This window comes from Chthonomonas sp., from assembly GCF_035294165.1.
GTDB lineage: Bacteria > Armatimonadota > Chthonomonadetes > Chthonomonadales > Chthonomonadaceae > Chthonomonas.
Genome location: NZ_DATGLN010000250.1, coordinates 1 through 1,254, shown reverse-complemented (window position 1 = coordinate 1,254; position 1,254 = coordinate 1). Strand labels below are relative to the sequence as shown.

Sequence of the window (1,254 nt, the reverse complement as noted above, 5' to 3'; positions counted from 1 at the left end):
CTGGCGTATGATGGCTTTATTGTGCTCTGCTGCTGTCATCAGTAAACCTTTGTGCTTACTTTGCTGTATCTCAGCATAATCGTGGTGTCAATAACGGTATTGGGTGGGCATCCGTCTTTTTGTACGCGTCGCCACCTTCGGCGGCTCCCGGGGGGCAGGGTGTGAGAAGCGCCACCGCCGCTGTGCCCGGGGGTAGGAAGGGAGCCAGGGTGTGAGAAGCGCCGCCGCCACTGTGCCCGGGGTAGGAAGGGAGCCAGGGTGTGAGAAGCGCTGCCGCCACTGTGTCCGGGGGTAGGAAGGGAGCCAGGGTGTGAGAAGCGCCGCCGCCGCTGTGCCCGGGGTGGGAGGGGAGCCAGGGTGTGAGAAGTGCTGCCGCCGCTGTGCCCGGGTGGGAAGGGAGCCAGGCGGCGCCGAACGGCGCCGCCTGGCTCCCTTCCCACCCGGGCGAGCCACCGAAGGTGGCGAGGAGTGCAAAAGAGACGCCCGGACAGCGCCGGGGACTTGATTCTCTGGCGGGCCTGTGGTAATCTCATTGAGAAATACATCTACGGGGGTAGCCTTATGAGTGTCATCAAGTTTTCTTCGGTCCCCGCGCAGCGTGGTGTTACCGGCTGAGTCCGTGGTCCTGTAGAACCGAATAGGGCGAAATCCGTCTACAAATTGTGCTCGCACTATTGTTAGTAGCGTTCACAATCCTTTTTCCAATTGCGAACATGTAACCCTTCCGCGTAATCCCTCCTGTTCTGCACGACCATCGCTGCACTCAGCGCTGTGGTCTCCTCCCGCCTGCCTTCTTGCCGAAAATACGGCCTTGAGGCACTTCATACGCGAAACCACTTTCACCACTGCCTGTGCTCTCCTTCGGACCGGCGCTTTCTTGATATATCCTGATATCCTTTGCGTTTAAAACGCTCATGACTGAGAGGAGGTATATCCATGCCCATTGCCATAGTTGATCGCAAAACCAGCGTGAACGTAAAAGAGAAAGCTATTGAGGAGCAACTATCGTGGATTACGAGACCGACTATGATCCCGAAGAAGAATACATCCCACTGGTAAAAGCAAGAGCGCGACGTAAAGTCCAGGCAGCACAGCAGAAAAAATCCAGGCCCACGCGCAAAACGAGCTATGAAGCGAGCGCCGATGTCCAGCGCTGGCTGCGCGAGCAGGCATTGGAGGATGAGGGTTTCACCTCCAGTTTCAATCCAACCTTTCTGGCTTCGCAGCGCGATAGCCCCTGGATTCTCTCTTCGC

At 57.6% G+C, this 1,254-nt stretch carries 1 protein-coding gene; it reads left to right on the top strand.

The genetic code is table 11. The annotated features are described in order from the left end of the window. Positions 1–1,007: 1,007 nt before the first annotated feature. A partial coding sequence (locus VKV29_RS14070) for a hypothetical protein (protein WP_324201949.1) occupies positions 1,008–1,254 on the top strand: 247 nt, incomplete at its 3' end.